The 26137-nt window shown below is 67.7% G+C and carries 22 protein-coding genes and 2 tRNA genes; 8 read left to right on the top strand and 16 right to left on the bottom strand.

Annotated features, from left to right (window positions below; translation table 11 throughout):
• The first annotated feature begins 73 nt into the window (after nucleotides 1-73).
• The gene (locus tag E3O22_RS10225; protein WP_134393919.1) at nucleotides 74-2107 is read left to right on the top strand and encodes a M3 family metallopeptidase; all 2034 of its coding nucleotides are present in this window, start codon (nucleotides 74-76) and stop codon (nucleotides 2105-2107) included.
• Nucleotides 2108-2241: 134 nt separating this feature from the next.
• On the opposite strand, the gene E3O22_RS16105 is transcribed toward E3O22_RS10225, so the two are convergent.
• Entirely contained in the window at nucleotides 2242-2595 is a 354-nt protein-coding gene (locus E3O22_RS16105; RefSeq protein WP_166785230.1) for a benzoate/H(+) symporter BenE family transporter, read from the bottom strand.
• Here E3O22_RS16105 and E3O22_RS16100 point away from each other — a divergent pair.
• Complete coding sequence (locus E3O22_RS16100) at nucleotides 2576-2866, top strand: hypothetical protein (protein WP_166785229.1); 291 nt, start codon at nucleotides 2576-2578, stop codon at nucleotides 2864-2866. The genes E3O22_RS16105 and E3O22_RS16100 overlap by 20 nt on opposite strands.
• Nucleotides 2867-2979: 113 nt before the next feature.
• On the opposite strand, the gene clpX is transcribed toward E3O22_RS16100, so the two are convergent.
• The 5 genes from clpX to E3O22_RS10190 form a co-directional block, all read right to left on the bottom strand.
• Nucleotides 2980-4260, bottom strand: a complete 1281-nt coding sequence (clpX, locus tag E3O22_RS10210) for an ATP-dependent Clp protease ATP-binding subunit ClpX (protein ID WP_104103359.1) — start codon at nucleotides 4258-4260, stop codon at nucleotides 2980-2982.
• 187 nt (nucleotides 4261-4447) lie between these two features.
• Nucleotides 4448-5119 (bottom strand): ATP-dependent Clp protease proteolytic subunit, encoded by a 672-nt coding sequence (locus tag E3O22_RS10205; protein ID WP_134393922.1) that lies wholly within the window; start codon nucleotides 5117-5119, stop codon nucleotides 4448-4450.
• Between the two features lie 15 nt (nucleotides 5120-5134).
• Entirely contained in the window at nucleotides 5135-5734 is a 600-nt protein-coding gene (locus E3O22_RS10200; RefSeq protein ID WP_104103353.1) for an ATP-dependent Clp protease proteolytic subunit, read from the bottom strand.
• A gap of 321 nt (nucleotides 5735-6055) precedes the next feature.
• Nucleotides 6056-7516 carry a trigger factor gene (gene tig, locus E3O22_RS10195; protein ID WP_134393923.1) on the bottom strand — a complete coding sequence of 487 codons (1461 nt, stop codon included), beginning with the start codon at nucleotides 7514-7516 and terminating at the stop codon, nucleotides 6056-6058.
• A 41-nt stretch (nucleotides 7517-7557) separates the two neighbouring features.
• A tRNA-Pro gene (locus E3O22_RS10190) sits at nucleotides 7558-7634 on the bottom strand.
• Between the two features lie 169 nt (nucleotides 7635-7803).
• Here E3O22_RS10190 and E3O22_RS10185 point away from each other — a divergent pair.
• Nucleotides 7804-7877, top strand: a tRNA-Gly gene (locus tag E3O22_RS10185).
• Nucleotides 7878-7904: 27 nt separating this feature from the next.
• Here the strand turns inward: E3O22_RS10185 and E3O22_RS10180 are convergent.
• The 8 genes from E3O22_RS10180 to E3O22_RS10145 form a co-directional block, all read right to left on the bottom strand.
• Nucleotides 7905-8876: an L-lactate dehydrogenase gene (locus E3O22_RS10180; RefSeq protein WP_134393924.1), complete on the bottom strand. Its 972-nt coding sequence runs from the start codon at nucleotides 8874-8876 to the stop codon at nucleotides 7905-7907.
• Between the two features lie 73 nt (nucleotides 8877-8949).
• A complete protein-coding gene (locus tag E3O22_RS10175; RefSeq protein ID WP_134393925.1) occupies nucleotides 8950-9636 on the bottom strand; it encodes a response regulator transcription factor in 687 nt (228 codons plus the stop codon).
• A gap of 4 nt (nucleotides 9637-9640) precedes the next feature.
• Nucleotides 9641-11050 carry a sensor domain-containing protein gene (locus tag E3O22_RS10170; protein ID WP_134393926.1) on the bottom strand — a complete coding sequence of 470 codons (1410 nt, stop codon included), beginning with the start codon at nucleotides 11048-11050 and terminating at the stop codon, nucleotides 9641-9643.
• Between the two features lie 99 nt (nucleotides 11051-11149).
• The gene (locus E3O22_RS10165; protein ID WP_241976609.1) at nucleotides 11150-12655 is read right to left on the bottom strand and encodes an amidohydrolase; all 1506 of its coding nucleotides are present in this window, start codon (nucleotides 12653-12655) and stop codon (nucleotides 11150-11152) included.
• A complete protein-coding gene (locus tag E3O22_RS10160; protein WP_134393928.1) occupies nucleotides 12652-13290 on the bottom strand; it encodes an FMN-binding negative transcriptional regulator in 639 nt (212 codons plus the stop codon). The genes E3O22_RS10165 and E3O22_RS10160 overlap by 4 nt, the downstream gene beginning before the upstream one ends.
• A 55-nt stretch (nucleotides 13291-13345) precedes the next feature.
• Complete coding sequence (locus tag E3O22_RS10155; RefSeq protein WP_134393929.1) at nucleotides 13346-14329, bottom strand: Fpg/Nei family DNA glycosylase; 984 nt, start codon at nucleotides 14327-14329, stop codon at nucleotides 13346-13348.
• A gap of 2 nt (nucleotides 14330-14331) precedes the next feature.
• Nucleotides 14332-14820, bottom strand: coding sequence for a ribose-5-phosphate isomerase (locus E3O22_RS10150; RefSeq protein ID WP_134393930.1), 489 nt, complete (start codon nucleotides 14818-14820; stop codon nucleotides 14332-14334).
• Between the two features lie 14 nt (nucleotides 14821-14834).
• Nucleotides 14835-15470 carry a disulfide bond formation protein DsbA gene (locus tag E3O22_RS10145; protein ID WP_134393931.1) on the bottom strand — a complete coding sequence of 212 codons (636 nt, stop codon included), beginning with the start codon at nucleotides 15468-15470 and terminating at the stop codon, nucleotides 14835-14837.
• Nucleotides 15471-15656: 186 nt separating this feature from the next.
• On the opposite strand from E3O22_RS10145, the gene E3O22_RS10140 reads away from it, so the two are divergent.
• A complete protein-coding gene (locus tag E3O22_RS10140; protein WP_241976608.1) occupies nucleotides 15657-17243 on the top strand; it encodes an MFS transporter in 1587 nt (528 codons plus the stop codon).
• Between the two features lie 126 nt (nucleotides 17244-17369).
• Nucleotides 17370-18872, top strand: coding sequence for an SDR family NAD(P)-dependent oxidoreductase (locus E3O22_RS10135; RefSeq protein WP_134393933.1), 1503 nt, complete (start codon nucleotides 17370-17372; stop codon nucleotides 18870-18872).
• Here the strand turns inward: E3O22_RS10135 and E3O22_RS10130 are convergent.
• Nucleotides 18851-19684, bottom strand: a complete 834-nt coding sequence (locus E3O22_RS10130; protein WP_134393934.1) for a GNAT family N-acetyltransferase — start codon at nucleotides 19682-19684, stop codon at nucleotides 18851-18853. The genes E3O22_RS10135 and E3O22_RS10130 overlap by 22 nt on opposite strands.
• A 549-nt stretch (nucleotides 19685-20233) precedes the next feature.
• On the opposite strand from E3O22_RS10130, the gene pepN reads away from it, so the two are divergent.
• The 3 genes from pepN (at nucleotide 20234) to E3O22_RS10115 (ending at nucleotide 24718) form a co-directional block, all read left to right on the top strand.
• Nucleotides 20234-22777, top strand: a complete 2544-nt coding sequence (pepN, locus tag E3O22_RS10125; RefSeq protein ID WP_134393935.1) for an aminopeptidase N — start codon at nucleotides 20234-20236, stop codon at nucleotides 22775-22777.
• Nucleotides 22778-23025: 248 nt separating this feature from the next.
• Nucleotides 23026-24270, top strand: coding sequence for a mechanosensitive ion channel family protein (locus E3O22_RS10120; protein WP_198410600.1), 1245 nt, complete (start codon nucleotides 23026-23028; stop codon nucleotides 24268-24270).
• Entirely contained in the window at nucleotides 24260-24718 is a 459-nt protein-coding gene (locus E3O22_RS10115; protein ID WP_134393936.1) for a globin, read from the top strand. Before E3O22_RS10120 ends, E3O22_RS10115 begins: the two co-directional genes overlap by 11 nt.
• A gap of 26 nt (nucleotides 24719-24744) precedes the next feature.
• On the opposite strand, the gene E3O22_RS10110 is transcribed toward E3O22_RS10115, so the two are convergent.
• The gene (locus E3O22_RS10110) at nucleotides 24745-26115 is read right to left on the bottom strand and encodes an NAD(P)/FAD-dependent oxidoreductase (RefSeq protein WP_134393937.1); all 1371 of its coding nucleotides are present in this window, start codon (nucleotides 26113-26115) and stop codon (nucleotides 24745-24747) included.
• Nucleotides 26116-26137 lie beyond the last annotated feature (22 nt).

Here is a 26137-nt window from a genome sequence, read left to right as displayed (position 1 = left end):
GATCCTAGGCGTGCGGGGGAGTACTCCGACAGACGAAATGTTGATGTGACCGGGGATGTGACAGGGTGAAGAAATGAACCCCTTCGCCAGCATCAGCACGCTTCCGTTCGAGCTGCCTCCGTTCGCGCTGATTGCGGAGGAGCACTACCGGCCGGCGTTCCTGGACGGTATGTCCGAGCAGTTGGCCGAGATTGCGGCGATCTGCGCGAGCGCGGATGCCCCCACCTTCGACAACACGATGGTCCCGCTCGAGCGCAGCGGGCCGTTGCTGACCCGGGTGGCCGAGGTGTTCTTCAACCGGAGTTCGTCGGACTCCAGCGACTTCACCAACGCACTCGAGGCGGAACTGGCCCCGCTCCTCGCAGCGCACGCGGACGCCATCCGTCTGGACCCTGGCCTGTTCACCCGGATCGCCGCTCTGCAGGAGCAGCGGGATCGATTGGACCTGGAGCCGGAGGAACGCTACCTGATCGAGCGGTACTTCACCGAATTCACGCTCGCGGGCGCGGGCCTCGACAACGACGACAAGGCCCGGCTGCGTGATTACAACAAGCGGCTCTCCACGGTCACCACCCGGTTCGAGAAGAACCTGCTCGCCGACACCAACGACCTGGCACTCGTGCTCGACGACGTGAGCGAGCTGGATGGCCTCACCCCCGGTCAGATCTCCGCCGCAGCCGAGGCCGCCCACGAGCGCGGCCTGACCGGCCGTTACGTGATCACTCTGGTGCTGCCTACCTCGCACCCCTACCTGGCACAGCTGACGAACCGCGGTGTGCGGGAGCGGCTGCTGGCCGCCTCCCGGTCACGGGGCATCCGCGGCGGGCAGTTTGACAACCGCGCCCTCGTGCTGGAGATCTCCCGGCTGCGTGCCGAGCGGGCCCGGCTGCTCGGATTCGACAGCCACGCGGCCGGCGTGACCGCGGACCAGACGGCGAAGACCCCGGAGGCGGTCGCCGACATGCTCGGGCGCCTCGCGCCGGCGGCAGCCCGCAATGCGCGCGCCGAGCAGGCCGACCTGCAGGCGCAGATCGATGCGGACGGCGGGGCCTTCGAGCTCGCCGCCTGGGACTGGGCCTTCTACACGGAGAGGGTGCGACGGGCCCGCTACGACGTGGACACCGCGGCCATGCGCCCCTACTTCGAGTTCGAACGGGTGCTGCAGGACGGCGTGTTCTACGCGGCCAATCGGCTCTACGGCGTCACCTTCACCGAGCAACCCGACCTCGTCGCCTGGCACCCCGGCGCGCGTGTGTTCGAGGTCACCGAGGCCGACGGCTCCCCCGTGGGCCTGTACATCATCGACGTCTACACCCGCGACTCCAAGCGGGGCGGCGCCTGGATGAACGCCCTGGGCTCCCAGTCGACGCTGATAGGCACCCCCACGATCGTCTGCAACAACCTGAACGTGCCCCGGCCGGCGACGGGCGAGCCCACGCTGCTCAGTTTCGACGAGGTCGTCACCCTGTTCCACGAGTTCGGGCACGCCCTGCACGGCCTGTTCGCGCGGGTCACCTACCCGAAATTCGCCGGCACCAATGTGTACCGCGACTTCGTGGAGTTCCCCAGCCAGGTCAACGAGATGTGGATGCTGTGGCCCGACGTGCTCGCGAACTATGCCCGTCACCACGAGACCGGGGAGCCCATGCCCCAGGACCTCGTCGACCGCATCCACGCCTCGTCCACCTTCAACGAGGGCTTCTTCACCAGCGAGTACCTTGCGGCGGCCCTGCTCGACCAGGCCTGGCACCGCATCGGAGCCGACGACAGGGTGACGGATGTCGCCGCGTTCGAGGCATCCGCCCTCGCCGCCGTGGGGCTCGACAATCCGGCCGTGCCGACCCGCTATTCCAGCACCTACTTCGCGCACACCTTCGCCGGCGGCTACGACGCCGGCTACTACTCCTACATCTGGAGCGAGGTGCTGGACGCCGACACCGGCGAGTGGTTCGCAGAGAACGGCGGGCTCACCCGGGCCAACGGAGACCGTTTCCGGTCGCGGCTGCTGGGCGTGGGCGGCAGCACCGACCCGCTCGCCGCCTACCGCCATTTCCGCGGCCGTGACGCCGACATTCAGCCGCTGCTCGACCGTCGCGGCCTGAACTAGCACCGTCCGGCGTTGCCCGGCGTTGCCCGGCGCCCTAACGCCCCGCCCCTGAACCAATTCGACGGAGATTTTACGGAAACAGGCCGCTTTCGGCCCGTGTGGGCCTGATTTCGCCAAAATCTCCGTCGAATTCGTTAGGGGGCAGCGACGGCAGTTGGGTGAGAGCGGCCGGAGGGCATCCAGCCGGGCCAGAGCATGACCACGCCGCCGATGACCAGCACCCCGAACGCGGAGCCGATGCCCAACACCGAAACGCCCGACACGGTGACCAGGACGAGGCAGGCCGCCCCGGAGGCAGCCGTGGCGATCCACCGCTTCAGGCCGTCAGGATGCGCGTCGGGGCCGGCCATCGGCGCGGTCGTGATTGCCGTCAGGTTGATGCCGAGCGCGCCGACGACCGATCCGAACGCGTTCGCCGGACCGGAGCCGACCAGATCGCGCAGGGCAGAGGCTGGTAGCCGAACGTCGATGATCGCGGCCCCGACCATGGTCGCCGGCACCATCCACGCGCGCGCCAGCTTGAACACGGCGAGCCAGACCAGAACAACCGGCACCGCGAGCAGCGGCTGCTACACGGCTGCCGTCACCGGGGCCGGGCAGATCGGGAACAGGATGCCGGCGAGCATCGCACTGGCGATCGGCTTCGGGATACAGCACGCCGTCGATGCCGACCAGCAGGCAGTGCGCCAACAGGACGGATGCCGCCTGCGAATCGGACGCGCCCACGGCCTGCAGCCCGGCGATGACGAGCACGAATGAACCCGCGAATCCGGTGACCGCCGCAACGACGCCGACGAAGGCGGGCTGGTACACGGCGGCCCCCGGGCTCGGTTCGGTCGGGTGCCGAAGCGGGGTGAGGCCGGGCGCTGAACCTAGGCGGACTTGTCGACGCGACGGGCCTTGTGCAGCACGATCGTGGGCTCGGCGTTATCGAGCACGGCGGCCCGGGTGACCACGACACGCGCCACCTCGGAGCTCGACGGCACCTCGAACATGATCGGTCCGAGCACCTCTTCCATGATCGCTCGTAGGCCGCGCGCACCGGTCTTGCGCAGGACCGCGAGGTCGGCGATGGCCTCCAGCGCCGGCTGTTCGAACTCGAGCTCGACGCCGTCGAGCTGGAACATACGCTGGTACTGCCGCACGAGGGCATTCTTCGGGACGGTCAAAATCTGCATCAGGGCCACTTGGTCGAGCTGGGTGACGGTGGTGACCACGGGCAGACGGCCGATGAACTCGGGGATCAGGCCGAATTTGTGCAGGTCTTCGGGGAGCACCTCACTGAACAGGTTGACGTCGTCGCCCTTGCTGTGCAGCGGCGCGCCGAACCCGATGCCCTTCTTGCCGGCCCGGGTCGAAATGATGTCGTCCAGGCCCGCGAACGCGCCGGCCACGATGAACAGCACATTCGTGGTGTCAATCTGAATGAATTCCTGGTGCGGATGCTTGCGCCCACCCTGCGGCGGAACCGAGGCCACGGTGCCCTCGAGAATCTTCAGCAGGGCCTGCTGCACACCCTCGCCGGACACGTCGCGGGTGATCGAGGGGTTCTCGGCCTTGCGTGCGATCTTGTCGATCTCGTCGATGTAGATGATGCCGGTCTCGGCGCGCTTGACGTCGTAGTCGGCGGCCTGGATCAGCTTGAGAAGAATGTTCTCCACGTCTTCACCGACATAGCCGGCCTCGGTGAGGGCCGTCGCATCCGCCACGGCGAAGGGAACGTTGAGGCGTTTTGCCAGCGTCTGGGCGAGGTAGGTCTTGCCGCAGCCGGTAGGGCCGATCAGCAGAATGTTGGACTTGGCGATTTCCACGTCGTCGTGGATGGCGTCGGCGGCGGTGAGGGTGGCGCGGGAGCGTACGCGCTTGTAATGGTTGTAGACGGCAACGGCGAGGGCGCGCTTGGCGGCTTCCTGCCCGATGACGTATTCCTCGAGGAAGCCAAAGATCTCCTTCGGCTTGGGCAGTTCGAATTCGCCGGCACCGTCTTCAGCGGTGGCTTCGGCCAAACGCTCCTCGATGATCTCGTTGCACAACTCGACGCACTCGTCACAGATGTAGACACCGGGGCCCGCAATGAGCTGCTGCACCTGCTTCTGGCTCTTTCCGCAGAAAGAGCACTTCAACAGGTCAGCGCTTTCGCCTATTCGGGCCATCCGTCAGCCTCCTCCATTGATAACTGCATCGAGCCTAGCCTGTGCCTGTGCGGCACGGGTGCAGGCTGACCGCATCTGTCGAATAACGTTCAAGCACCGTTGTGCCCGATCTCCCCGATATGCGAAACGCGACGGATGCCCGGCTCCGTCGAGCCCGGACATCCGTCGCGTTCACGGTTTCGCTCTACTACTTGACGAGCGTGGGCACGTTTTTGCGGCTGGTCAGGATCTGGTCGATCAGGCCGTACTCGAGGGCCTCGGCCGAGCCGAGGATCTTGTCACGGTCGATGTCCTTGTGAACCTGCTCCGCGCTGCGGTTGGAGTGGTGAGCGATGGTGAATTCGAGCCACTCCCGCATCCGCTGAATCTCGGCTGCCTGGATCTCGATGTCGGAGGCCTGACCGCCGCCCTGTCCGCCGGCCGAGGGCTGGTGGATGAGGATGCGGGCGTTGGGAAGGGCGAGGCGCTTCCCGGGGGTGCCGCCGGCAAGCAGCACGGCGGCAGCGGATGCCGCCTGGCCGAGGCAGACCGTCTGGATGTGCGGACGAATGTACTGCATCGTGTCGTAGATCGCCGTCATCGCGGTGAAGGAGCCACCCGGTGAGTTGATATACATCACGATGTCCCGGTCCGGGTCCTGGCTCTCGAGCACCAGGAGCTGGGCCATGACGTCATCGGCGGACGCGTCGTCCACCTGCACGCCGAGGAAGATGATGCGGTCCTCGAAGAGCTTCGCGTAGGGGTCCTGGCGCTTGTAGCCGTAGGCCGTGCGCTCTTCGAACGTGGGAAGGATGTATCGGGCCTCGGGTGCCTGCGGAGCGCGGCCCCCGGCCTGCTGACCAAAATTCGTGAATTCCATGTCGTCTCGCCCGTCCTACTTCTTGTTCACTGAGTCGTCGGTGCCGCCGCCGCCGACCACTTCCGACGCGGAGCCGCGCAGGTGGTCGACAAAACCATAGGCCACGGCCTCGTGAGCGGTGAACCAGTTGTCGCGGTCGTTGTCGATGAGGATCTGCTCGACCGATTTGCCGGTCTGCTCTGCCGTGAGTTCGGCCATCCGCTTCTTCATATCCAGGATGACCTTCGCCTGCGTCTGGATGTCGGCGGCCGTGCCACCGAATCCGCCGGACGGCTGGTGCAACAGGACCCGGGCGTTGGGGGTGATGTACCGCTTGCCCTTCGTTCCAGAGGACAACAGGAACTGCCCCATCGAGGCCGCGAGTCCGATGCCGACGGTGACGATGTCGTTCGGAACGAACCTCATCGTGTCGTAAATGGCCATGCCCGCCGTGATTGAGCCGCCGGGAGAGTTGATGTACAGGAAGATATCCCGCTCCGAGTCCTCTGCGGCCAGCAGCAGGATTTTGGCACAAATCTCGTTGGCGTTCTCATCCCGGACCTCTGAACCCAGCCAGATGATGCGGTCTTTCAGCAGTCGGTCAAAAACGCCCGGTGTAGGTGTCATATCGGCCATGTCGCGCTCCGTTTCACTTGTCGCTTCAGATTGAATCTATAGGAGCCGACGCTCCGGAACGGCTGTGTTCGCCCTCGGCAGATAACGCGCCGGCCACGCATCCGTCGCTCCGAACCAATTCGACGGATATTTTGCTCTCCTGACCCCGAAAACCGTGAATAACGGCCCTGAACCCGAAAAATTCCGTCGAATTGGTCCAGGTCGGGAGGGGTCAAGCCAGGGACGGGGTCGTGGGCGGGGTGGGGGCGGCAGGGCACAAACGCGGAACGGGCCGGATGCCTGTGACATCCGACCCGTACGCCCGCGTGAGCGATTGTCGTGCTACTTCTTGGCGGCGGCCTTCTTCTTCGCCGCGGCGGCCTTGGCCTTGGCTGCCTTCGCTGCCGTGACCTTGGCGGCCTTGATGGCCTCGACCTCGACCTCGGCGTCGACCTCGACCTCGGCGGCGTCGGAGTCGTCCTCCTCGATCTCCTCGTCCTCGTCCTCGGCGTCGCCGGACGCCTCGTCGGCGACCGCGACGAACTCGGACAGGTCGACGGCGTTGCCGTTGGAGTCAACGACCTCGGCCTTGCCCAGTGCGATGGCGAGGGCCTTGTTGCGGGCAACCTCGGCCACCATCGACGGGATCTGACCGTTGCCGCTCAGCGCCTGGACGAATTCGCTCGGGTCCATGCCGTACTGGGCTGCGCCCTGGATCAGGTACTGAGTGAGCTCGTCCTGGCTGACCTGAACCTTCTCGGCCTCGGCGATGGTGTCGAGCAGGATCTGCTGACGGAAGGTCTTCTCGCTGGCCTCGGTGACCTCGGCGCGGTGCTCGGCGTCTTCGAGGCGGTTCTCGCCCTCGAGGTGGCGACGAACCTCGTCCTCGATGATCGCAGTCGGAATCGGAACCTCGACCGACTCGAGCAGCTGCTCGACGAGCTTCTCGCGGGCCTGGGTGCCCTGGCCGAAGACCTTGGAGCGCTCGACCTGGCCCTTGAGGCTCTCGGTCAGTTCGGCGATGGTGTCGAACTCGCTGGCGATCTGCGCGAAGTCGTCGTCGGCGGTCGGAAGCTCGCGCTCCTTGACGGCGCCGACGGTGACGGTGATCTCGGCAGTCTCGCCCTCGTGGTCCCCACCCATGAGGTTGGAGTTGAAGGTGGTGGTCTCACCGGCGCTGAGGGAGTCGAGCGCCTCGTCGATGCCGTCGATGAGGTCGCCGGAGCCGACCTCGTAGGAGATGCCGGTGGCGTTGTCGACCTCGACGCTGTTGATGGCGGCGATCAGGTCGATCTGCACGAAGTCGCCCGTGGTGGCGGGGCGATCGACGGTGACGAGCGTGCCGAAGCGGCTGCGCAGGTTGTCGAGTTCCTCGGCGACCTCTTCATCGGACACCTCGACGGCGTCGACGGTGAGCTTCAGCCCGGAGTAGTTCGGCAGGTCGATCTCGGGGCGCACGTCGACCTCGATGGCCAGTTCCAGGTCTCCGGAGAAGTCCTTGTCGCTGGGCCAGGCGACGATGTCTGCCTCGGGGCGACCCAGGGGGCGCAGCTTGTGCTCGGTCACGGCCGAGCGGTAGAAACCGTCGAGGCTCTCGTTGACCGCATGCTCGAGCACGGCGGACTTGCCGACCCGCTGGTCGATGATGGCCGGCGGGACCTTGCCCTTGCGGAAGCCGGGAATGTTGATGTCCTCGGCAATGTGGCCGTAGGCGTGGGTGATGCTGGGCTTCAGCTCCTCGGGAGCCACCGAGATGGTGACCTTCGCGCGAGTGGGACTCAGTTGTTCTACCGTGGACTTCACGTGGCAATCTCCTGTGTTCGACCGATGTATTTAGGGGGTGTTGGTCGGGGCGACAGGATTCGAACCTGCGACCTCTCGGCCCCAAACCGAGCGCTCTACCAAGCTGAGCTACGCCCCGGACAATTTCTCAACCCGGTGATGGCATCCGTTTGGCGCGCAAAGTTCGCGCAATTCGCGGAATGACCTCGATAAGTCTACTGCACGGTCCGGATGCCGCGGGTCGAGACGTGCAGCTGGCGACCGTCAGCGTGTACTACGCTGAGTGTGTGCGCAGGGGACTGTGCCCGGGGGATGTAGCTCAATGGTAGAGCCTCAGTTTTCCAAACTGATGGCGCGGGTTCGATTCCCGTCATCCCCTCCACGCCCTGGACGGATCGCCTCACACGGCTCAGTCGAGCCCGAGCCCGTTCAGCGTCGCGCGCAACGTCGCCGCCGAGTGCTCGAACAGATCCTGCTCCTTCTCGCTGAAGGGAACCTCGATCACGCGGGAGACGCCCTCGGCGTTGATCACGCTCGGCACCGACAGCGCCACGTCGCTGACGCCCCGGTAGTCGGTGAGCACCGAACTGACCGGAAGCACGGCGCCCTCGTCGCGCAGCACGGCCTCGACGATCCGGGCGCCCGAAAGCCCGATCGCGTAGTTCGTGGCGCCCTTGCCGGCGATGACCGTGTACGCCGCGGTCTTCACGCTCTCGGTGATCGCGTCGAATTCCGCCTCCGAGAACGGCACCAGACCCTTGGGCGAGATGTCGTCTTGCACCCACTCGGCCAGGGAGATCGGGCCGATCCGGGCCTGGGACCAGAGCGGGAACTCCGAGTCGCCGTGCTCTCCGACGATCACGGCGTGCACATTGGCGATCGCGACACCGACCCGGTGCGCGAGCATCCAGCGCAGCCGAGAGGAATCGAGCACCGTGCCCGACCCGAAGACGCGCGTGGCCGGCAGCCCGCTGAACTGGCGGGCAGCATAGGCAAGCACGTCGCAGGGGTTGGTGACGAGCATGTAGACGGCGTCCGGGGCTCGCTCGACCAGCTGGGGCATCAGCTCACGCAGGATCCCGACATTGACGCCGGCCATCTCGAGTCGGGACTGGCCCGGGTGCTGTCTGGCCCCGGCCGTGATCACGACCATGTTCGCCCCCGCGATGGCGTCGAGGTCGCTGCCGCCGGCCACGCAGGAGGCACCCGTGAACTGGGTGCCGTGGGCCAGGTCGAGAACCTCGGCCTCCACCTTGGGCCCGTTGATGTCGTAGAGGACGACTTCCCGCGCGGACTGCCGGATCAGTGCGGCGTAGGCCAGGGACGACCCGACGGCCCCGGCTCCGATGATGGCCAGCTTGGAATTCGCGATCTCGCTCATGAGCTAAGTCTGCACCCCTGACCGGGCCGGATCCGAACATTCGGATGCCCATGGCTGGGCCAGTGCCGCGGGGTCAGTGCCGCAGGTAGGTGAGCACGGCGAGCACCCGGCGGTGGTCGGAGCCCGAGTCGTCAAGGCCGAGCTTCTGGAAGATCGAGGTGACGTTCTTCTCGACCGCGCCGACGCCGATCACGAGCTTCGCGGCGATGCCGGCGTTGGTGCGCCCCTCCGCCATCAGCCCGAGCACGTCGCGCTCACGCGGGGTGAGGGCCGCGACCGGGTCGGTGCGGCGGGCCAGCAACTCGCGCACGACCTGTGGGTCGAGCACGGTGCCGCCCGCGCTGATCCGGGTCACGGCGTCCCGCAGCTCGTCAAGCGACGCCACCCGGTCCTTGAGCAGGTAGCCCAGTCCCCCGTTGCCGGCAGCGAGAAGTTCATGCGCGTAGGTGCCCTCCACATACTGGCTGAGCAGCAGAATGCCCACCGACGGCAGCCTGCGGCGCAGTTCCAGGGCGGCGCGCACGCCCTCGTCCCGGAAGGTGGGCGGCATCCGCACATCCAGCACGGCGATGTCGGGCCGCAGCGCGTCTACCTCGGCCAGGAGGGAATCCGCGTCGCCGTAGGACGCGACGGTCACAAACCCGGCCTCGTCGAACAGGCGGATCAGACCCTCTCTGAGCAGCACCGAGTCCTCGGCCAGCACAAGCCGCAGGGGTGGGGCGGAGGGAGCGGCGGGAAAGGCTGAGGCGAGGTCGGTCATCCGTTCAGGATACGGCGACGGCTCGCGCCGGCCGGGCCGCGGGCAGTGGGATGTGTGCCCCGATCGCGGTTGGGCCACCCTCGGGGCTCCGCACCGACAACACCCCGCGAAGGCCGTGCAGGCGTTCGTCGAGTCCCTGCAGGCCGTGGGCATCGGTCAGCCGGGCCCCGCCGATGCCGTCGTCGATCACCCAGAGGTCGAGCCAGATGGCGCCGGCGGCCCCCGTGCCGGCAGGACTGCCGGTGCTCACATCGTCGGGGACGGCGCGCAGGGCCAGGTGCAGACGGATGTCCGTGGCCCGCGAGTGCTTGGCGGCGTTGGTGAGCAACTCCGCGCCGACGAAATACGCGCTTCGCTCGATTTCGCTGGGCAGCCGCAGCGCCGGGTCGACCTGCAGCTCGAGCCGCACCGGGATGGTGCTTCGGGCGGCCAGGGACTCGAGGCCGGCGAGGAGGCCGCGATCCTGCAGGAGGGGCGGCACCAGTCCGCGGGACAGCGCCCGCAGCTCCTCGAGGGTGTCATGAGCCTGCTCCCGAGCCTCCACGATCAGGGTGCGCGCGGCATCCGGGTCGACATCGAGTTTGCGCTCGGCTCTGGCGAGGTCCATCTGCAGGCGCACCAGGCGCTGCTGCGGACCGTCGTGGATGTCCCGTTCCAGGCGCCGCAGGGACTGGTCTTCCGCGGCGACGGCCGCCCCGCGCGACGCGCTGAGGTCGGCGACCTCACGCTGCAGGGCCTCGGACCGCCAGGCGCCCAGCATGCCGCGGGCCGCGAACTGGTGCAGCCGGGTGAACGCGTGCGTGATGTACGGCAGGGTCAGCAGAAAGAGGATGCCCAGGACGAGCTGGAGGAGGCTCTCGGCCAGGAGCGGGTCGATCGGGAGCGTGGTGCCCGGCAGTATCCAGTTCAGGATGATCGCGTGCAGGTCGTCGTTCCGGTCCTCGGGGAGGAAGCGGCCCCAGATCCAGTAGCTGACGCCGCCGAGGCCCACCGACAGCCAGACGACGGTGACGATCCAGCTGACAAGCCCGACCACGAAGTTCACGACCATGCCGTGCAGCAGGTAGAGCCAGTAGTGCCCGTTGACGAGCGGGCCGAGCAGGGCGCGGAGGGTGGTGGCCGGCTCCCCCGGCGTCTCCCACCGCGGCGGGGTGATGGCAGGCTGGCCGGCCCAGCGCAGGCGGGCGAGTTCGACCAGACCGATGCCGCGGGCGAGGTAGAGGGACGCCACGACGACGACGATCCCGACGACGACGGCGAGCAGGCCGACGCCGGTGAAGAATACGGTGCTCAGAACGGTGAGCGCGATCACGACCACCGGCAGGGTCAGCAGCAGAAAGAGCAGCTCCTGCGGCACGCGGCGCCAGAGCGCGCCATATCCGGCGCGTGGGGAGGTTTCGGTCGGTGCGGTCATGGTGTCCTCCAGTAAGTCTGTCGGTACTCAGCCTGATCGCCGGGTCGAGTAGACGACATCCCGCTGCCAACCGGATCTCGCCGGGGGTAAACCCCCAAATCAGAGGGTGGTGTGGGTGAAGCGGCCGGCGAGCAGGGTGGCGGCAACGGGCATCCGTCGCAGGTCGGGCACGGAGGCGACGAACGGGTCGATCTCGCACACCGCGAGGTCGGCGACGTCCCCCGCCAGAACGCGGTGCCGGCCGCGCGCGGACGCGGCGAGCGCGGCCTGCCGGGAGATGGCTTGCTCGGCGTGCCAGGGTTCGCGGCTGCCGCGGGTGCGCCCGACGGCGGCGGCGATGCTCACCCACGGGTCCAGCGGAGCGACCGGGGCGTCGGACCCGAGCGCGAGGGTGACCCCGGCGTCCAGCAGGCTCTTCAGCACGAAGGCCCGGTCAGTGCGTCCCACCCAGTAGCGGTCGGCGACGTCCCGGTCGTCGAGGGCGTGCTCGGGCTGCACACTCGCCACCACGCCGAGCCGGGCGAAACGGGCGACGTCCTCCCTCGTGAGCAGCTGCGCGTGCTCGATGCTGCCGGCGCAGCCGAGCTGCTCGAAGGCGTCGAGGGCCAGCGCGTTGGCCCGGTCGCCGATGGCGTGCACGGCGGGGCGGATGCCCGCGGCCACGGCCCGACCCAGGTGCGCGAGCAGTTCCTCCGACGGCACGGTGAGCATCCCGCGTGACCCGGGCTGGCCCTCCAGGCCGGGGTACTCGTCGACGCAGTACGCGGTGCGGGTGTTCAGCGAGCCGTCGGTGATCACCTTGCCGGGTCCCACCGTGAGCAGCCCGCCGGTGCCGTCGACGCCGGCCCCGCTCCGCAGACCGAGTGCGATGGCGCGCTCCAGGTGCTGGGTGTAGATACCGAACTCCACCCGCAGCGAGTCGGTGCCGCCCTGGATGCGCCGCAGCCAGGTGGCGAGGTTCCAGTCCATCTCCATGTCGACGATGCCCACGACCCCCCGAGCCGCCGCGGCCCGGGCCGCGCTGTCGGCCCAACCGTCCATCACGACATCGGGCACCTCGGCAAGCGTGCGCACCACGGCGAAGCAGTCCTCCTCACGGAGCAGCCCGGTCGGGTGCTCCGTGTGACCGTGGCGGGCGAGCGCGGCCGAGTTCAGCCAGCAGGAGTGTAGGTCACCGCTGATCAACACGGTCGGAACGGTGCCGGCGGCGGCGTCCAGCAGGGGCCGGCTCGGGGCATCCGGCCACAGACCGTCGCGAAACCCGAACCCGACCAGGGTCTCCCCTCTCGAAACTCCGGGCGCTCGTCCGGCGACCAGATCGGCCGCGGCGGCGGCACTGCCGGTGCCGGACAGATCAAGCCTCTGATTCGTCTGCGCCCACTGGCTGAAGTGCACGTGGTTGTCCCAGAGGCCCGGGATCAGCCAGCGTTCTTCCAGATCGACCGAACGGATGCCCGCAACCGCCTGACTCAGATACCCGAGCCGGCGCACCCGGCCGTCGACGATCAGCGTGTCGACGATCTCGTCGCTCCCCGGCAGCCGGCCGTTCCTCAGAACGAGCGGAGGGGCCGCCGCGGTTGCCTGAGCGGGCGTGGACACGCTCACCGCTCGGCCCCGTGCACCCGGCGCATTTCGGCTGCCAGGCCCGGGCTCGCATAGGGACCGTCCCCGTCGAGTTCACCCAGAATGCGCGCCACGGTCTCGGCCGGCTTGTTCTGGCTGAGCTTGCTCTTGGCGGTGAGGCGGTTCACCCTGAGCCGGAAACCGACCGTGCCGGCCACAATGCGGGCGGCGTAGGCGGCGTTGGCCTCTGTGCCGGACAGGCGGCGCGGTTCAGGCATCCGCTCCTCGAAGTGGTCGACCAGGCGGTCCAGCACCCGTAGGTTCTCCTCGTCGCTGAGCAGTTCCGGTGTGCCGTGCAAATGCGCGGCGACGAAGTTCCAGGTGGGAACGGCGGGCGCCGCGTCGTACCAGCCGGGCGAGATGTAGCCGTGGGGTCCCTGAATGATCACCAGCAGCTCGTGCCGGCCGAGTTCGTGCAGGGCCTCGTCGGGGCGTCCGACGTGGCTGACCAGCACGATTCCGTCGGCCTCATCGGCCTCCTCGTCGAGCAGCACCGGGTAGTGCGAGGCCACCAGACCGGACTCGGTGTGGCTGATCAGCGTGGCCCATGGGTTCTCCCGGATGAGACGGCGGATCTCGGCTGGGTCGCCCTGCGCAAAAATGGGGTTGTGTCTCATCGGTCCCGTTCTGGTCGTTTGTTCAGATCAGGTGAAGCAGATCAGGGCGAGCAGGTCAGGCCTGGCATTTCGGGCACCAGTAGAGCTTGCGTGCGGCCATCTCCTCGAGGGTGATGTGGGTGCCGCAAACCCGGCAGGGCAGCCCCTCGCGCTTGTACACCCAGTGCCGGTCGGCCCGTCGCCTCAGGGCGCGCCCGTACGCCGCGTCGCCGAGGCCGTCCATGGTCATCATCTGCCCGGTCGACACGCCGATCTTTAGCAGGTGCGCCCAGTCTCGCCAGAGCGCCCGGGACTGCTCGTCACTGAGCGACTTGCCCGGCGCATACGGGTTCAGGCGCGCACGGAAGAGCAACTCGGCCCGGTAGACGTTGCCGATGCCGCTGACCACCAACTGATCCATCAAAAGGCGCCCGATCGGGGTGGGTTTCTTCCGCACCACCGTGACGAAGCGGTCCTCGGCGGCTGGGCTGTCATCAAGCATCGGGTCCGGCCCGAGACGGTCCATCGCCTCGTGCACCTGCTGAGGGTCGAGCACCACGCATGCCGTGGGCCCGCGCAGGTCCGCCACGACGTCGTCGGCCAGCAGACGCACCCGAACCTGGCCGATGGGTGCGGGCGGGAAGCCGTCGGGTTCGACGCTGACTTTCTCGTCTTCCGCCATCCGCAGCCGGGTCAGCCGGGGCGCGCCGATGCTCTGCAACGAGTCCTCCCCCGCCAGGCCCTGTATGACGTCACCCGCGCCGCGCCTGACGGTCCGGCGCCTGCGACCCGTGATGGCGGCGTCCGTACCGTGCGCTTGGATGTCCCCGGCGAAGTCCCAGGCGCCGTACAACCCCAGGTGCACGCGCAGCCAGAGCCCGTTGTCGAACTCCAGGAACATCTGCTTGCCGACGGCACGGGCATCCGTCATGATGTGTCCGTCGAGCATCGCCGCGCCGTCCACGAACCGGCCCTGCGGCGACGACAGCTGGATGCTTTTACCCACGAAGTTGCGGGCGAACTGGCGCGCAATGCGGTGGACGGAATGACCCTCAGGCACGGCTAGTCGGCGAGACGCGTGCCGTTGATGGTGCAGTGCGCCTCGTACTCCGCCAGCTGCAGGATGCGTCGGCAGTGGCGTTCGTCGCCGGGGAACGGCTCCGAGATGAAGGCGTCGATGAAGTCGATGGCGTCCTCGATGGTGTGCTGCCTGGCACCGATGGAGATGACGTTCGCGTCGTTGTGCTCGCGGGCGAGCCTGGCGGTGCTGAGGCTCCAGACCAGCGCGGCGCGCACGCCCTTCACCTTGTTCGCGGCCATCTGCTCGCCGTTGCCCGAGCCGCCGAAGACGACGCCGAGCGCGTCGACGCCGACGGACAGGTCGTTGACGACGGCCTCGGCCGCCCGGATGCAGAAACCGGGGTAGTCGTCGAGGGCGTCATAGACCTCCGGTCCGTGGTCCACGACTTCGTGACCGGCCAGGGTGAGGTGCGTGACCAGCTGGTGGCTGAAGTCGAGGCCGGCGTGGTCAGTGGCGATATGGATGCGCATGCAACCGATTATATTTACTCGACTTGCTCGGCCGATACCGTCGCAGCCGTGGCGAAGATCGGCTCCCGGGTGCGGGAGCGCTTCAGCTCGAAGAAACCGTCGTACCCGGCAACGGCCACCACACCGTCCCACAGCTTGAGCGCCGCATCGCCGCTCGGCGCGGGCGAGATGACCGGGCCGAAGAAGGCCACGTCGTTCACGGCGATGACGGGGGTGCCGACATCCTGGCCCACCCGCTCCATGCCGTCGAAGTGGCTGGCGCGCATCTGCACGTCGTGGTGGTCGCTGTCGGCCCACTCCGCGAACGATGCCGGCAGGCCCACCTCGGCGAGCGCGGCGGGAATGACCTCGTCGGGGTTTGTGCTGCCACCGAGGTGGATGCGGACGCCCAGGGCATCGTAGAGCGCCTTGACCGTTTTCTGGCCGTGCAGCTCCTGCGCGGCAGCAACCAGGCGGGTGTACTTGAGAGCCCGGGGGAAGAACGCGCGGTATTCCTCGGACACGTCCTGGTCCTCGTTCAGAACGGCGAGGCTCATCACCTTCCACTCGACGTCGAAACCGCGCAGGGCGGAGACCTCGTCCACCCAGCGGGAGGTCATCCAGGCCCAGGGGCAGGAGGGGTCGAACCAGAACTTCACAGAGTCAGCCATGAGGCTCAGCCTAAGTGTCTCCCGGCTGGGAAAGCGCCGACGGAGACCGAACGTAAACCCCTGTCCAGAGAGGGTATCCTCGGCAAAATGTCTGGTTGTTGCCCATTTCCGACTAAAATTATTCGTTATGCCCGAAAGCGGGCCCCTTTTTTTCGCAGCAACATGATCTCTACGAGAGAAGTTCCAATGCCCAGAACCAGCTCACTTTCCGGTGCCGACGGCACGGCGGTGAAGACCAAGAATCCGCTCCTGCAGCGTCGTTTAAAGGTGTCACACGTGAACGTGGTCGACCAGTCAAGGCTGAAGAAAGCCCTCGGCGGCACCATCGTGGGAAACACGATGGAATGGTACGACGTCGGCGTGTTCGGCTACCTCATCACGACCATGGGTCCGGTGTTCCTGCCCGAGTCCGACCCGACCGTGCAGACCCTGTTCCTGCTCGGCACCTTCGCCGCGACGTTCATCGCCCGCCCGCTGGGTGGTGTGTTCTTCGGCTGGCTCGGTGACAAGATCGGCCGCCAGAAGGTGCTGTCGATGACCCTGATCCTGATGGCGGCATCCACTTTCGCCGTGGGCTTGCTGCCCGGCTACGCTCAGGTGGGCATGTTCGCCGCCGCGCTGCTGGTCTTCACCAAGCTCGTGCAGGGCTTCTCCACCGGCGGTGAGTACGCCGGTGCGACCACCTTCGTGAGCGAGCACTCGCCCGACAAGCACCGCGGCTTCTTCGCCAGCCTGCTCGATATGGGCAGCTACCTCGGCTTCGCCATCGGCGCCGCGCTTGTGTCCATCCTGCAGATCACCCTCGGGCAGCCCGTCATGGAGGACTGGGGCTGGCGGATTCCGTTCCTGATCGCCGGACCGCTCGGCCTGATCGCCATCTGGTTCCGTCTGAAGATCGAGGAATCCCCCACCTTCCAGGCCACTCTGGACGCGAAGGAACTGGCCGCGACCGACCCGTCGTTCTCCGACGAGTCCGCCCCGTCCAACAGCCCGGTCAGCATTTTCAAGAACCACTGGCGCGGCATCATCGTCGCGATGATCCTCGTCGCCGCGGCCAACACGCTCGGCTACGCACTCACCTCATACATGCCGACGTACCTCACCGCCACCAAGGGCTACGACGAGCTGCACGGGACACTGCTCACCATCCCGATCCTCGTTATCATGGCGCTCTGCATCCCCCTGGCCGGCCGCCTGTCCGACAAGATCGGTCGTCGTCCCGTGCTCTGGATGGGTTCGCTCAGCGCCGTAGTGCTCTCCATCCCCGCCTTCATGCTGATCGGCGTCGGCGAGATCTGGACGACGCTGCTCGGCCTGGCTCTGATCGCCCTGCCCGTCACGTTCTACGTCTCCAACCTCGCCTCGGCCCTGCCGGCGCTGTTCCCGACCGAAAGCCGTTACGGTGCCATGGGCATCGCGTACAACTTCTCGGTGGCCATCTTCGGCGGCACGACGCCGTTCATCATCGCGGCGCTGATCGCCACGACCGAGAACGACATGATGCCGGCGTACTACCTGATGGGGACATCCGTCATCGGTGGAATCGCGATCTTCTTCCTGCGCGAGTCTGCCGGGCGTCCGTTGATCGGCTCGATGCCCAGCGTGGACTCGGTCTTCGAGGCCCGCGAACTGGTCGCCACGCAGGATGACAACCCTGCCCTGGACACCGACGAGATGCCGTTCGACGAGACCTATGAGCCGCCGACCTCGTCGATGGATCTCTCATCGCTCGCGACGGAGCCGAAAACCGAGCCGGAGCCGCTGAAGGTCTAGCGACACCCTGCTGCATCGACCGGTGGTCCGGCGTGCGGAGGCCCTGGTCTCGGCGCGCCGGGCCATCGGTCTGTGTGCTGTGTGCACCGGGCCGGGCCATCGCGGGGGCCATCGTAGAATTGTCCGATGATCACGACGCCTCCGACCGAGCCCGCTCCCGGGGCCGTGTCCACCCCGGGGATCGACCCTGCCGAGATGGCGACCGCCCTGCGCGTGCTCGCCTCGCTCAGCGAGATCGACCCCGAAGACCCCGATTTCGTCACCGTGCGGCAGGCCACCGCCAAGATGTTCAAGTCCGTCAAGATGGTGCGACGCGGCGAGAAGCGGCAGGCGATCGCGGATGCCGACCGGGAGGTCATCGCCGCGACCGCGACCGGCGCCGCCACCCGCATCGACGACGAGACCATCGGCGCCCAGCTGCGCCTGGGCACCGACCGGGCGTCGGCCGGCGAGCTGCTCGTGCCACGGGCCTGCTACATCTGCAAGCAGAAGTACACCCTCGTCGACGCTTTCTACCACCAGCTCTGCCCTGCCTGCGCGGCGATGAGCCACGAGAAGCGGGATGCCCGCACCGACCTGACCGGCAAGCGCGCCCTGCTCACGGGCGGCCGCGCCAAGATCGGCATGTACATCGCCCTGCGCCTGCTGCGCGACGGCGCCCACACCACCATCACCACCCGGTTCCCGCGCGACGCGGTGCGCCGCTTCAGCGCCATGCCGGACTCGGCCGACTGGCTGCACCGTCTCCGCATCGTCGGGATCGACCTGCGCGACCCGGCCCAGGTGATCGGCCTGGCCGACTCCGTCGCCGCGGCCGGGCCGCTGGACATCCTGATCAACAACGCCGCCCAGACCGTGCGCCGCTCCCCCGGCTCGTACTCGATGCTGGTCGAGGCCGAGCAGTCGCCGCTGCCGGAGGGCGTCATCCCGGAGATCGTCACGTTCGGGCACACCAGTGACGCGCACCCGACCGCGCTCGCGGCATCCGTCACCAGCCATCCGATCCTGGCCGCAGCAGCCGGCGCGAGTGGCGCACTCACGGCAGACGACCTGACCGCCCTGGCGCTCGCGCCGGGCTCCTCGTCACTCGCGCGTCTCGCCGCCGGCACCGCGATCGACGCCGGCGGGCTCGTGCCCGACCTGCACTCCCGAAACAGCTGGACCGCGAACGTGGAAGACGTCGACCCGCTGGAGATGCTGGAGGTGCAGCTGTGCAACACCACGGCCCCGTTCCTGCTGGTCAGCCGTCTGCGTGGCTCGCTCGCGGCATCCGACGCCCGCCGCACCTACATCGTGAACGTGTCGGCGATGGAGGGCGTGTTCGGCCGCGGGTACAAGGGGCCCGGCCACCCGCACACGAACATGGCCAAAGCCGCACTGAACATGCTCACCCGCACGAGCGCGAAGGAGATGCTGTCCGACGGCATCCTGATGACCAGCGTCGACACCGGCTGGATCACCGACGAGCGGCCGCACCCCACCAAGGTCCGCCTCGCCGAGGAGGGCTTCCACGCCCCACTCGACCTGGTCGACGGCGCGGCGAGGGTCTACGACCCGATTGTGCGTGGCGAGGGCGGCGAGGACCTCTGCGGCGTCTTCCTCAAGGACTACAAGCCCGGCCTCTGGTAGCCGGGGCAGGTCGTCGGAGGGGTCCAAACCCAGGGGGTCGTCGTCGTGATGGCCTGAAAGCCCAGCCGCAGCAGGATCGGTTTGCTGTCGTCGGAGGCATCCACGTGCACGAAGCGCACATCGCGTTGGTGCGCGAGCCGCGCGCGGTATGCCACCAGCGCCCGGTAGATGCCGCGGCCCCGCCAGGCGGCCAGGGTCGACCCACCCCAGAGTCCCGCGAAATCGGTGCCGGGGGTGAACTCGACCCGGCACGAGGAGACGAGCTCGCCGCCGCGCACGCCACCGGCCTCGGCGACGAACACGAGCACGTCGCCCGGGGCATCACGCACACCGGCCTCCAGCTGGTCGGCCAGCCAGGCGTAGTCCTCGTCCCAGACCTGCGACTGCAGCGCGGCGATGCGCTCGAAGTCGACCCGGGTGTCGACCTGCCTGATCGTGACGCCGACCGGCAGCACCGGCACGGTGTTCAGGCGTTCGGTCTCGGCGACGACGACCGTCTCCAGCTCCTCGGCCACGAAGCCGGCCGCGAGCAGGCGGTCCGGCAGGTCGGCTGGCAGGTCGTGGCCGCGGGTCTTCCATTCAAAGGCCTCGCCGCGGGCAGCGAAGAAGTCGCGGTGCTCCGCGATCAGGGCGTCGAGCGCCGCGCCGGTCGCACCCACGTCGCGAGCAGTCTCGACGAACCCCTGGTGCCGTCCCAAGATCCGCAGAACCGGGCCCGACAGTTCGTAACGGATGCCCGTGGGCCGGTCGGTCGGAACCCGGAGCCGGAGCTGTGCGTCGTAGGCGTCACGGAGCGCGTCATGGGTTGTCATTGTGACCAACCCTAGAGCCGCCCCGAACGAATTCGACCGAGATTTTGCCCGAAACAGCTCCACGGAGGCCTGAAACGGCCCCTTTCCGCAGAATCTCCGTCGAATGGATTCCACACCGGACACCGGACGCGGGACGCCAGACGCCGGACGACGGGCGAGCGCACGCGCACGGCCGGGCGACGCCTCCGCTCACCTGCCGGGGCGACGGTCCCTACGCGCCGCCAGTGCAGCGCCCGCCTGTGCAGCCTGGTGGCTGCGCGGGGGCTCGGCATCGGGCGAGAGCACGAAGCCGTTTCGGTGCCGCGTGCCGGTCGATCGGAGCGGAGGTCGCCGGGTCGTCCGACACTTTCGACGCCCACGCGTCATGGCGGGCGCTCATGCCGCGCGCCCCCACGTCAGCGAACTCACGGTACCGGTCGCCCGTCGCGGCCCGCGGGTCGGTGCTTGCCCTTGTGCAGACACCATATTCCTTGGCTAGGCTGATTATTCGCGCGCTGCGCCACAAGCGTCGGCGCGCGTGCAGACCGCGAAACCGAGATGGAGAAACCGTTGCCCGGAGAGAACCTCACCAGGATCGAAGCCCAGGAGCGCGCCGCGCTCATCACCGTTCAGAGCTATGAGGTCACCCTTGACCTCACGACCGGTCCGGAAACGTTCGGCAGCGAGACCACGGTGCACTTCACCGCGACGCCCGGTGCGTCCACCTTCATCGACGCGATCACCCGCACCGTGCACTCGGTGACGCTGAACGGCGCCGCGCTCGACCCCTCACTCGTCAGTGACGGCATCCGGATTCAGCTCGACGGACTCGCCGCCGAGAACACGCTCACCGTCGTCGCCGACGCCGAGTACACGAACACCGGCGAGGGCCTGCACCGCTTCGTCGACCCGGTCGACAACGAGGTCTACCTGTACAGCCAGTTCGAGGTGCCCGACTCCCGCCGCGTCTTCGCCGTGTTCGAGCAGCCCGACCTCAAGGCCACGTTCGCCTTCACCGTCACCGCCCCCGGCGCCTGGGAAGTCATCTCCAACTCCGTCACGCCCGAGCCGACGGATGCCGGCAGCGGCCACAAGACCTGGGCGTTCGCCCCCACCCACACCATCTCCAGCTACATCACTGCCCTCGTCGCCGGCCCCTACGCAGTCGTGCGCAGCGAGCTGACGTCCAGCGACGCCCGCATCATCCCGCTCGGGCTCTTCTGCCGTAAAAGCCTGTTCGAGTTCCTCGACGCGGATTACCTGTTCGAGAAGACCCGCCAGGGCTTCGCATACTTCGAGGGCAAGTTCAACTACCCGTACCCGTTCGACAAGTACGACCAGATGTTCGTGCCGGAATTCAACGCGGGCGCCATGGAGAACGCCGGCGCGGTCACCTTCACGGAGACGTACGTGTTCCGGTCCAAGGTCACCGACGCCATCAAGGAACGCCGCGTCGTCACCGTGCTGCACGAACTGGCGCACATGTGGTTCGGAGACCTCGTCACCATGAAGTGGTGGAACGACCTGTGGCTGAACGAGTCGTTCGCCGAGTGGGCGTCGACCATGGCGACCGCCGAGGCCACCGAGTGGACCGAAGCGTGGACCACCTTCGCCGTGATGGAGAAGAGTTGGGCCTACAAGCAGGACCAGCTGCCCTCCACCCACCCGATCACCGCCACGATCAACGACCTCGAAGACGTGCAGGTCAACTTCGATGGCATCACCTACGCCAAGGGCGGCTCCGTGCTCAAGCAGCTTGTGGCCTGGGTCGGCCGCGACGAATTCTTCACCGGCGTCGCCGCGTACTTCCAGAAGCACCAGTGGGGCAACACCGAGCTGACCGACCTGATGGCCCTGCTCGAAGCCTCCAGCGGCCGCGATCTCACCGAGTGGACGAAGCTGTGGCTCGAGACCGCGGGCGTGAACACGCTGCGTCCCGAGATCACCGTGGACACGTCCGGCACCATCACCGGCTTCACGGTGCTGCAGACCGCCGCGGCCGACTACCCCACCATCCGCCCGCACCGCCTCGCCATCGGCTTCTACGACCGGACGGACGGCGCCCTGGTGCGCACGCACCGGATCGAGATCGACGTCGACGGCGAGCAGACGGATGTCCCGTCACTGCTCGGCCGCCAACAACCCGACCTCGTTCTGCTCAATGACGATGACCTGGCCTACGCCAAGATCCGCCTCGACCCGGCATCGCAGGAGGTGGCCCTCGAGAACCTCTCCGCGATCGAGAGCCCCCTCGCCCGCGCCATCATCTGGGGCGCGGTCTGGGACGCCACCCGCGACGCCGAGACCTCGGCGCGCGACTTCATCACGCTTGTGCTCGGCAACGTCGCGACGGAATCCGAGTCCACCACGCTACGCACCGTGCTCGGCCAGGTTGTGCTCGCCGCCTCGTACTACGTCGGCGAGGAATTCCGCACGAGTACAGTCAAGGAGGTCGGGGACGCGCTCTGGTCCCTCGCCCGCCACGCCGACGCCGGCAGCGACGAGCAGTTCCAGTTCGTGAAGTTCTTCGCCGCCATCGCGACGACCGACAGCCAGCTGGCATCCGTTGCCGCGCTGCGGGGTGGCACGGCACCGCTCGACGGCCTCGAGATCGACACCGACCTCTCCTGGGAGCTGCTCATCGCCCTCGTGGCCGGCGGCAAGGCCGGCGCGGTTGAGATCGACGCAGCGCTGGCCGCGGACAACACCGCGACCGGCGCCCAGTCGGCCGCGCAGGCCCGCGCCGCCATCCCCACCCTGGAGGGCAAGCAAGCCGCCTGGTCATCTCTGATCGACGTGGACACCGCGCCGAACACCATCGTGCGGGTCACGGCAGCCGGTTTCCTGCGGGCCAACGACATCACGTTGCTGGAGCCGTTCGTCGAGCAGTACTTCACCATGTTGCAGCCGATTTGGGCCGCCCGCAGCTTCTCCATCGCGGAAAAGCTGGTGCTCGGCCTCTACCCGGCGCCACTGGCTGACCAGGCGCTCGTCACCGCGACGCGAACGTGGCTCGACGCCAACCCGGAGCCGCTCGCGCTGCGTCGCCTGGTGATCGAGAACCTGGCCGGGGTCGAACGCGCTCTCGCCGCCCAGGCGCGCGACGCGGAGTAGCCGCGCCGAGGCATCCGCCCGCCCGCGCCGTGCGTGCCCCACGCCGCATCCGCCCTCGCCCTCGGCCCTGACAAATTCGACGGAGCTTCTGCTCCCCGAGCCGCACAAAACCGGTTCAGCTCGTCATCTGGTCAGAAATCTCCGTCGAATTCGTTCGAGCGGGTGGCAGAGGTCGGCAGGGTGCGGCTGGGTGCGGAGCCGCGGACTCAGGACTTGGACAGGACGCGGCTCTGTAGACTCGGATCGTTATGGACTTTGACGCAATCTGGCTTGAACTGATTCAATTCTTCACAATCGACCTGTGGCTCAGGGTCATCAATATCGTCGTCATCATTGTGGCCGCGCTGGTCACCCGGTGGGTGTTGCGCTTCGTGATCGACCGCGTCGTGCAACAGATCGTCACGGGGGTCAAGAAGACCCAGAACGTGGAGGACACGCAGGCGCTGAGCGTTTCGCCGCTAGCCGCCGTGCGCGTCGTGCAGCGCACCCGCACCCTCGGTTCGGTGCTCTCGAATATCATCAACGTGACCCTGTTGATCGTGACGATCCTGCTGATCGTCAACATCATCAACAATGAAATCCTGGGCTCCTTCGCCCTGCTGACGGCCGCGCTCGGCGCCGGTCTCGGTTTCGGCGCGCAGAACATCGTCAAGGACATCCTGAACGGGCTGTTCATGGTCGTGGAGGACCAGATCGGCGTGGGCGACATCGTCGACGTGGGCTTCGCTTCCGGGGTCGTGGAGACCGTCGGCATCCGTGTCACCCAGGTGCGCGACATCGACGGCACTCTGTGGTTCGTGCGCAACGGTGAGATCCTGCGCGTCGGCAACATGTCCCAGGGCTGGGCGCGCGTGATCATCGACCTCGCCATCCCCTACTCGTCCGATGTCGAGGCGGTGCAGAACGAGTTGCTGCGCGTCGCGAAGGCGCTCGCCTCCAGCCGCAAGTGGCGGTCGGTGATATTGGAGAAGCCGGAGATCTGGGGACTCGAGTCGATCTCCGCCGAGGCCCTCGTCGTGCGCCTCGTCGTCAAGACCCGGGTGGCGGCGAAGTGGGACTTCGCCCGCGACCTGCGCCTGCACCTGAAGAAGGCGCTGGACGGGCTCGGCATCGGTCTGACTCCGCTCAACAGCGTGGTCATGGCCGGCACGGATGGCGCGGTCGCCGCCGGCTCCGACCCCGGCTCCGATGGAACGGCCGACGCGGCCGCGGAAGCAGCCGCGGCCATGCCGGACCTCACCACCGGCCCGTTCACCGCCCCGATCCCGGTGCGGAAGAAAAAGGCTCCCCGCGCACCCCGCCGACCCAGGAACGCCGCGACCGCGCTGCCCCAGGAGGCACACCCGCGCACAGCGTCAGCGGATGCTTCCGGAGCAGACCCGGCTGTACCCACAACCGCGACACCCAAGACCGCGACACCCAAGGCCCCGACACCCAAGACCGAGGCACCCACGCACACGGCACCAGATCCGGAGACTCACGATGACGAATGACCCCGGCGCCCCCACTCCTGCCACGCCCGGTGCGGTCCACCTGCGCGAGGGCGAGAACGGCACCGCGATCGGCCCCACGTTCTACGCGCAGGTCGGCGGTAGGCCGTTCTTCGAGAATCTGGTGAACGAGTTCTATCGCGGCGTCGCCACCGACCCGGTACTGAAGCCGATGTACCCCGAGGATGACCTGGGCCCGGCCGCCGAGCGTCTGACCATGTTCCTCGAGCAGTTCTGGGGTGGCCCGACCACCTACAGCGAGCAGCGCGGCCACCCGCGGCTGCGCCAACGGCACCAGCCCTTCAAGGTGAACCCGGATTCCCGCGACCGCTGGCTGAACCACATGCGCGCCGCCGTCGACAAGGCCGCTTTACCACCGCTGCAGCGCGACCAGCTCTGGGACTACCTCGAGCGCGCGGCCTTCGCGATGCTCAACACCTTCGACGAGTAGCAGCGCACCCGCTCTCGGCGCCTGCTTTACGAGTCGAGCTCGGCGACGATCTCTGCGGCCGCTGCGCGTCCCATCCGAATTGCGCCGTCGACGTGCTGGTAGCCCTTTCCGGCGAGGTCGCTGCAGGAGAACAGGATCGGGCCGACCGGTGTGCGCAGGTCCGCGCCGAAGCGAGCCAGCCCGCCCAGGTCGAAGCTCGCCGCGTAGGCGCCGCGGGTCCACTCTTCCGTGCCCCAGTCGCTCTCGTAGTAGACGACGGGGGACAGTGCCTTCTCGCCGAAGTAGTGCGAGAGCGAGGTGAGGATGCGCTGCTTGCGCTCCTCCGCCGAGACGGTGAACACGCCGTCGGCGGCCTCGTCGGAGACGAAGCCGACCAGGGTGCCGCGCGGGTCGTTGAAATTGGTATTGTCGTAGGCCTCGTGGGAGAGCTCGTAGGGGCTGAAGGCCGTGCCGGAGAGGCCGTCCTCCCGCCAGAACGGGGTCTCGTAGACCGCGTGCACCTTGATCACGAAGCCCATCGAGAGGTGCTGGTGCATCATCTGTTGGCGGCGCGGCAGCGGCGGATCGAAGGAGATCCGGGTGTAGAGCACGGGAGGAACGGCAACGATCACGCGACGCGCACGCACCTCGAGGTCGTCGGTGAGCACACTCACGCCGGCGTCGCCCCAGCGCACTGTGCGGGCGGCCTGCCCGAGGAAGACGTCGTCACTGAGGTTCTCGGCCAGCAGGATCGGCACCCGCTGCAGCCCGCCCACGACCCGTTCGTCGAGGATGAAGTCGGCGTCGACGAGGTTGCTGAAACTGCCGGCGCTGGCCGCCATCAGGAGGGCCTGCAGCGTGGAAAAAGCGTGCGCCGGCTTGGTCAGCATGGCCCCGGCGATGAAAAGGCTGATGTTGTCGCGGGCCTCCTGGTCGTCGGTCTCCTGCTCCAGCCAGCGCCGGAAGGAGATCTGGTCGAGCTCCACCGCACGCGGGTGTGCCCAGGGACGGTCGGGGTCCATCTGGTCCACGAGCTCGTCGAGAGTGGCGATCAGGGCCACCATCTCGCGCTCGGTGTCGGCCGAGACCGGGAAGATCTCGCCCTCGAACCGGGTTCGCTCCCCCGCGGCGTTGATGTAGACGCTTTCGCCCTCGCGGTACCGCGCGAAGGTCTCGAGGCCCAGCTCGGCGATGGTCTCCTTGAGTGCGTCCTGATCGGGCGAAACCCACTGGCCGCCGATCTCGAGCATGGCACCGTCGATGTCGTCGGTGTGGAGGCGGCCGCCGACGCGGTCGCGCGCTTCGAGCACGGCCACGGTCAGGCCGGCCTTCCGCAGCTCGGTCGCCGCGGTCAGGCCGGATGCCCCGGCGCCGATGATGACGATGTCACGTTCGATGATGCTCACGGAGTGCTCCATTGCGTTCTGGTGGTGGGGAAGC

Source organism: Cryobacterium sp. TMT2-18-2 (genome assembly GCF_004402245.1).
Taxonomy (GTDB): Bacteria; Actinomycetota; Actinomycetes; order Actinomycetales; family Microbacteriaceae; genus Cryobacterium; species Cryobacterium sandaracinum.
This window is presented reverse-complemented; position numbering and strand designations above follow the sequence as displayed.